The sequence below is a fragment of the Arthrobacter sp. CAN_A214 genome (genome assembly GCF_015751955.1).
Taxonomy (GTDB): domain Bacteria; phylum Actinomycetota; class Actinomycetes; order Actinomycetales; family Micrococcaceae; genus Arthrobacter_D.
In genome coordinates, this window is sequence record NZ_JADOUU010000003.1 from 328,324 (window position 1) to 335,017 (window position 6,694).

Sequence of the window (6,694 nt, forward strand, 5' to 3'; positions counted from 1 at the left end):
GTTTCCGGAAGCAGGATCACCGACCCAGGGCGGATGATCTGCGCCAGGCAGAAGGAGAGTTTGCAGCATGACAAAAACCAACTACGACTACGTCATCGTCGGTGGCGGAAGCGCGGGATCCGTGCTTGCCAACCGTCTGAGCCACGGAGGCCAGAGCAGCGTCCTGGTCCTCGAAGCCGGGCGGAGCGACTACCCGTGGGACCTCTTCATCCAGATGCCCGCCGCGCTGACCTTTCCCAGCGGCAATCCTTTGTACGACTGGCGATACGAGTCGGACCCCGAGCCGCACATGGGCGGCCGTCGGGTGGCCCACGCACGCGGCAAGGTACTGGGCGGCTCCAGCTCGATCAACGGCATGATCTTCCAGCGCGGCAACCCGCTCGATTACGAACGCTGGGGCGCGGACGCCGGGATGGAAACATGGGACTTCGCGCATTGCCTGCCGTACTTCAACCGGATGGAGAACGTGACCGCCGCGGACCCGAACGATGATCTGCGCGGACACTCCGGCCCCCTCGTGCTGGAACGCGGCCCGGCCACCAACCCCCTGTTCCAGGCCTTCTTCGCCGCCGCCCAGGAAGCCGGTTACCCGCTGACGGATGACGTCAACGGTTACCGCCAGGAAGGCTTCGCGGCATTCGACCGCAACGTGCACAAGGGCCAGCGGCTCTCGGCGTCCCGCGCCTACCTCCGGCCTCATTTCGGCCGGGACAACTTGACCGTCCTGACCCGGGCCTTGGTCACCAAGGTCAACTTCACGGGCAACGTGGCTACCGGCGTCACGTACCGCCGCAACGGCAGAACCCACGAGGTGAACGCAGGCGAAGTGATCCTCGCCGGCGGCGCCATCAACACCCCACAGCTGCTCCAGCTCTCCGGCGTTGGAGACGCAACCCATTTGAACTCCCTGGGCATCAAGTCCGTGGTCAACCTGCCCGGCGTCGGCGAGAACCTCCAGGACCACCTCGAGGTCTACATCCAGCACGCCTGCACCCAGCCGGTCTCCATGCAGCCCAACCTCGACCTGTGGCGCTACCCGCTGATCGGGCTCCAGTGGCTGCTCGGCCGGACGGGACCAGCAGCCACCAACCACTTCGAGGGCGGCGGCTTCGTCCGCTCCAACGAGGATGTTGCGTACCCGAACCTGATGTTCCATTTCCTCCCGGTCGCAGTCCGCTACGACGGCCAGAAGGCCGATGCCAAGCACGGCTACCAGGTGCACATCGGTCCCATGTACTCCGACTCCCGCGGCACCCTCAAGATCAAGTCCACCGATCCCACCGTGCATCCGTCCATGGTGTTCAACTATCTCTCCACGGACCAGGACCGCCGCGAGTGGGTCGAGGCTGTTCGTGTGGCCCGTGACATCCTGGGCCAGTCCGCCATGGGCCCCTTCAGCGGGGGTGAGCTGTCTCCGGGCCGGGCCGTGCAGACGGACGCGGAGATCCTCGACTGGGTTGCCCGCGACGCCGAAACAGCACTCCACCCGTCCTGCACAGCGAAGATGGGCCCTGATTCCGATCCTCTGGCCGTAGTGAACCCGCTGGACATGACCGTGCACGGCACCAGGGGCCTCCGCGTGGTGGACGCTTCCGCCATGCCCTATGTCACCAACGGCAACATCTACGCGCCTGTCATGATGCTCGCTGAGAAGGCCGCCGACCTGATCGCCGGCAATGCGCCTTTGGCGCCGCAGCACGCGGAGTTCTACCGGCACGGCGTCAGCCCGCTGGAGCGTAACGGCAACGCCGCCCCTGCGGCCAGGGGCTAGGAACGATGGATGCACACACCAGAAGGAGAGACAATGACTGCCACGGCTGAGCAAGTCCATCAGGCCAGGAATTCACAGGATCCCGTCAAGGGCCTTTACATCGGCGGAGCCTGGCAGCAGGCGTCCGACGGCGGCACCACATCCGTGCGCTGCCCGGCGAACGGGCACGAAGTGGCAGTTGTCGCGTCGTCCACCGTCGAGGATGCCGAGCGTGCGATCGCCAGTGCACGGGCAACGTTCGATGGCGGCCCGTGGCGCAGACTCACAGATATCGAGCGGGGTACCGTGCTGCTTCGTGTAGCCGACCTGCTCGAGCGGGACAAGGCAGCCTACGCCCAGGCGGAAGCGCTCGACACCGGCAAACGGCTTGTCGAGGCCGAGTACGACATCGACGACATCGCTGCGTGCTTCCGCTACTACGGAAAGATCGCAGGCCTCGACGCCGGCAGGGTGATCGACACGGGCCGGCCCAACGCCATCAGCCGCGTGGTCTACGAGCCGCTCGGCGTCTGTGCCCTCATCGCACCGTGGAACTACCCGCTCCTCCAGGCTGCGTGGAAGGTGGCGCCGGCACTCGTCGCCGGGAACTCGTTCGTGCTGAAGCCCAGCGAGCTCACACCGTCCACGTCGATCCTGCTCATGGAAACCCTCGAAGAGGCAGGCGTCCCGGCCGGCGTCGCCAATCTCGTCACCGGACCCGGCCCGACGGTGGGCGGCCCCCTCAGCTCCGACCCGCGCGTCGACCTCGTCTCCCTGACCGGGAGCCTGGCCACAGGCCGGACGATCATGGCCGCGGCCGCGGAGACGGTGAAGAGCATCGCCTTCGAACTCGGCGGGAAGAACCCGAACGTCGTCTTCGCGGACGCGGACTGGGACGCCGCCGTCGACAACGCCCTGACTGCCGTGTTCCTGCACTCCGGGCAGGTCTGCTCGGCAGGGGCGCGGCTCGTCGTCGAGGAGTCGATCGCAGACCGCTTCGTGGCCGAGATCGTGGAACGGGCGAAAAAGATCCGGATGGGCGGGCCTTTCGATCCCGACGCCGAGACCGGGCCGCTCATTTCCGCCAAGCACCGGGATCAGGTCCACGCCTATGTACAGGCCGGCATTGCGGAGGGCGCCGAGCTCCTATGTGGCGGCTACATCCCCGACGAGGGACCGCTCGCTGACGGCTACTTCTACCCGCCCACCGTACTCGGTAACTGCCGCTCCGGCATGAGCGTACTGCGCGAGGAGTCGTTCGGCCCCGTGCTGACCATCGAGACGTTCCGGACCGAGGATCAGGCTATCGCAATCGCGAACGATACCGAGTACGGCCTGGCCGGCGCGGTATGGACATCGGACGCCTCCAAAGCGCAGCGCGTCGCCGGCGCCCTTCGGCACGGAACCGTATGGATCAACGACTACCACCCGTACGTACCCCAGGCGGAGTGGGGCGGCTTCGGGAAGTCCGGGATCGGCCGTGAACTCGGCCGCGCGGGCCTCAACGAGTACCGCGAGGCGAAGCACATCTGGCAGAACATCCAACCCGCACCCAGCGGCTGGTTCGGCCAGGCCCAGGCTCCAACTCCGGCTCCGAAGGAAACGGAGCCAGGCACAGCCGGCTAGGCAACAGTATTGGGGGAAACCACCGGGCGCCGCAACGGTGCGCTGCCCGGTCCCTTGGTTTCACCTGCGTCCGAAGCTGCCGCAGATCACCACCATCGTGCTTTTTTGACTTAGGAGTTCAATTGACAGTGCCCAGCAAGAGTACTGATTCAAGCGGCATGGACCAGTTCGGCTATGCCCAGACCCTGGACCGAAGCATCGGCAAGTTCGCCAGCTTCGCGGCCGGAGTCAGCTACATCTCCATCCTTACCGGCGTTTTCCAACTGTTCTATTTCGGTTACGCCATGGCCGGCCCGGCCTACGCCTGGTCCTGGCCGATCGTCTTCGCCGGGCAGCTGATGGTGGCCTTGTGCTTCGCCGAACTGGCCGGGCGTTATCCTGTGGCCGGTTCGGTCTACAACTGGGCCAAAAGGCTCTCCTCCGGCACCTTCGCCTGGCTGGCCGGGTGGCTGTTGTTGATTTCCTCGATCATGGCCCTGGGCGCCGTGGCACTGGCCCTCCAGCTCACCCTCCCCCAGATCTGGTCCGGGTTCCAGATCATCGGTGACGGCACCGGCACCACGGACTACGCCCTCAACGGGGTACTGCTTGCGAGTATCATGATCGGCATCTCCACCCTCATCAACGCCTTCGGCGTGAAACTCATGACCAAGATCAACAGCGTAGGCGTCTTCATCGAACTTGCTGCCGCGGTGTTGCTTATCCTCGCACTTGCATGGCACATGGTCCGCGGACCCGGCATCCTTTTCGAAACCACGGGGTTCGGGGAAGACCACCCCTTGGGCTTCTTCGGGGTGTTCATCATCGGCGCCATGGCATCGGGCTACGTGATGTACGGCTTCGATACTGCCAGCTCCCTCGGCGAAGAGACGAAGGACCCGAAGCGCACGGCACCGAGGGCAATCCTGCGGGCGATCACCGCATCCTTTGTGCTGGGCGGACTGATCCTGCTCACCGGGCTCCTCGCGGCCCCGGACCTGGATGACCCCAAGCTGGGCTCTGCCGACGGCGGCCTGCAATACATAGTGCTCTCCGTACTGGGCGGCCCCTTCGGCAAAGCCTTCCTGCTGTGCATCGTGGTGGCCGTCATGGTCTGCACGCTGGCCGTCCACGCCGCTGCCATCCGCATGATGTTTGCAATGGCCCGGGACAACAACCTTCCATTCAGCCGCCACCTGGGCAAAGTACACCCCGTCCGGAAGACCCCAACGGTCGCCGCCATCGTGATCGGTATCATCGCCGTCATCCCGCTGATCGTGAACGTCTCCCAGCCCGCCATATTCACCATCCTCTCCAGCATCAGCATTGTCCTGATCTACCTCTCCTACCTGCTGGTGACCGTGCCCCTGCTCCGGAATCGCTTGGCCAAGAAGTGGCCGCTGCCCGATGACGGCACCGAGCCCGGCTTCAGCCTGGGCAAATGGGGACTGCCGGTGAACATCCTCGCGGTCCTGTGGGGCGCCGCCATGACAGTGAACCTCATCTGGCCACGCTCGGAAATCTACAACTCCGTGCCGCCGTTCGAGTGGTACCTGCAGTGGGGCGGGGTTCTCTTCGTCACTGCCGTCACCCTCGCCGGCGTCCTGATGTACCGACTGAAGCTTCGGCATCGGACGGGTGTCCTCGCCGGGCATGCAGCCGCAACCACAGCACCTCCGTCGCGGGGCTCCGCCGAGACAGAATCTTCGGCTCCCACCGAACTGGAACCGGCCTCGGTGTCCAACCCATAACACTGCACAAACCGTGAAGGGCGCAATGGGGCACAAGTGAGCCGTCAGTTCTTCTTGAGTGGTTCGGCAAGGCTCTTACGGGCTGGTTTTTCGGGCGTCCTGTTCAGTGAGCTGGCCCTACCTCGATGAGTAGGACGCCCCCGACGATGAGGATGATGCCAAGGCCCATCAACCAGGTGAGGGGCTCTTTGAACAGGAATCTGGAGATGATGGCGGTGAGGGTCACACCTGCGGCTGCCCAGATACCGTAGGCGATGCCCAGGGGACGCCCGCTGGTGAGGGTGAGGGTTCCACTTCGATGGTCCATGCGATCTCAGGATCAACCGAAGAGCTCAGTAACTGGGCTGTTGTCGACTGAAGCTTCCGAGCCAGCGCCATCGGCAGCTGGGGGTCGGCCATCAAGCCCACTGTTTTCTTGGTCGATACCGTTGCCTTGCTCCTATGTTCAGGATAGGAGAACCGCTGATCGGGTGTTGACGGTTGTGCCTACTGGCCCGCCGGAAGGCCCTGATCGATCGGAGAACCGGTACGTCCGGCTCGTGCGTCTGCCCGAGTTCGGCGGGTACGGGGTCCTTTACATCCGGCATGGCAAAGCCATGCGCGGGTCCCCTCCCAAACGCCGCGTCGAACTTTCCCCTCCCACATCTCCCGGCTCGTGGGACAGAAACCGGAGCGCATGTCGATGACTCTGCTCGGCGCGCCCTGTGATGCCCTCGACTGCGCTGTTGAGGATTTGTGCCAGGTCCACGTGGCTGCGACAGCCCAGCGAAAAAGCGCCGTGAATGGTCCGGAAGCGGTTGATGTGCACACGACGATCAGGCCTGAACGCGCCCGGGTCCGCCCCACCCCGTCGACCGATGCTCACCGCATACGGGCGTCCTGCGCGCCCCTGGATCTTGAGCATCATCGGTATGGTGCAATAATTTGCCCGTGATGTTAACGAAGCGCGAGTTGCGAGCCGAGATTCGCGCGGAGCGCCGACAACGTCCGGTAGCGGAACGGGAGGGTGCGGCAGCGAACATCTCGACCCGTTTGGTGAGCTTGGTCATCGACCGCGCCCCGCGTCTCGTTGCCTGTTACCTATCAACTGACGATGAGCCCGGAACGAGACCCTTCCTGGAGTGGGCAGCGTCCAACGGGGTCGATGTGATCCTGCCGGTGAGCAGGGTTGACGGGCTCTTGGACTGGATTCCAAACGGTGGCGGGACAGAGCAACTAGGCCTTTTCGGCATACCGGAAATCGTCGGGCAACCCTTGAGCGCCGAAATCACGGCCGGGGTGGACCTGATGATCATTCCCGCGGCCGCTGTGGACCGTTCAGGGATGCGGCTCGGCTGGGGACGTGGCTACTTCGACCGCACCCTGTCCGCCCTGGAGCATTCCCCAACGGTTTACGCCGTCGTCTTCGACTCCGAGTTTCGGGAGACAGTGCCGCGCGAGCCCCACGATCATCCCGTTGACGGCATCGTCACCCCCAGCATGACGGCTTTGTTTGAGGTGTGTCAAGGATTTGAGACAGTTGGTTAGTTTCTTTTGGTTAGGCAGCCGCGGGTAGCGGCTGATTTCCTCTTGTGAAGTTGGCCATTGC

The 6,694-nt window shown here is 64.4% G+C and carries 5 protein-coding genes and 1 pseudogene; 5 read left to right on the plus strand and 1 reads right to left on the minus strand.

The annotated features are described in order from the left end of the window. Positions 1-67 precede the first annotated feature (67 nt). The 3 genes from betA to IWX65_RS05110 all read left to right on the plus strand — a co-directional run bounded on the left by betA (position 68) and on the right by IWX65_RS05110 (position 5,106). Complete coding sequence (gene betA, locus IWX65_RS05100) at positions 68-1,771, plus strand: choline dehydrogenase (protein ID WP_196881342.1); 1,704 nt, start codon at positions 68-70, stop codon at positions 1,769-1,771. A 33-nt stretch (positions 1,772-1,804) separates the two neighbouring features. After that, positions 1,805-3,376: an aldehyde dehydrogenase family protein gene (locus tag IWX65_RS05105; RefSeq protein WP_196881343.1), complete on the plus strand. Its 1,572-nt coding sequence runs from the start codon at positions 1,805-1,807 to the stop codon at positions 3,374-3,376. A gap of 158 nt (positions 3,377-3,534) precedes the next feature. After that, entirely contained in the window at positions 3,535-5,106 is a 1,572-nt protein-coding gene (locus IWX65_RS05110; protein WP_196881380.1) for an APC family permease, read from the plus strand. A gap of 103 nt (positions 5,107-5,209) precedes the next feature. Here the strand turns inward: IWX65_RS05110 and IWX65_RS05115 are convergent. Next, positions 5,210-5,392 (minus strand): annotated as a pseudogene (locus IWX65_RS05115) (DMT family transporter); the annotation flags it as partial. 357 nt (positions 5,393-5,749) lie between these two features. Here IWX65_RS05115 and IWX65_RS18050 point away from each other — a divergent pair. Further along, positions 5,750-6,040, plus strand: coding sequence for a helix-turn-helix domain-containing protein (locus IWX65_RS18050; protein ID WP_442859163.1), 291 nt, complete (start codon positions 5,750-5,752; stop codon positions 6,038-6,040). After that, positions 6,040-6,633 carry a 5-formyltetrahydrofolate cyclo-ligase gene (locus IWX65_RS05125; RefSeq protein ID WP_196881381.1) on the plus strand — a complete coding sequence of 198 codons (594 nt, stop codon included), beginning with the start codon at positions 6,040-6,042 and terminating at the stop codon, positions 6,631-6,633. Before IWX65_RS18050 ends, IWX65_RS05125 begins: the two co-directional genes overlap by 1 nt. Positions 6,634-6,694: the final 61 nt, after the last annotated feature.

Bases quoted from the DNA above. Each gene is read 5' to 3' on its own strand.
- betA (WP_196881342.1), top strand. From the start codon at position 68: ATGACAAAAACCAACTACGACTACGTCATCGTCGGTGGCGGAAGCGCG.
- IWX65_RS05105 (WP_196881343.1), top strand. From the start codon at position 1,805: ATGACTGCCACGGCTGAGCAAGTCCATCAGGCCAGGAATTCACAGGAT.
- IWX65_RS05110 (WP_196881380.1), top strand. From the start codon at position 3,535: ATGGACCAGTTCGGCTATGCCCAGACCCTGGACCGAAGCATCGGCAAG.
- IWX65_RS05125 (WP_196881381.1), top strand. From the start codon at position 6,040: ATGTTAACGAAGCGCGAGTTGCGAGCCGAGATTCGCGCGGAGCGCCGA.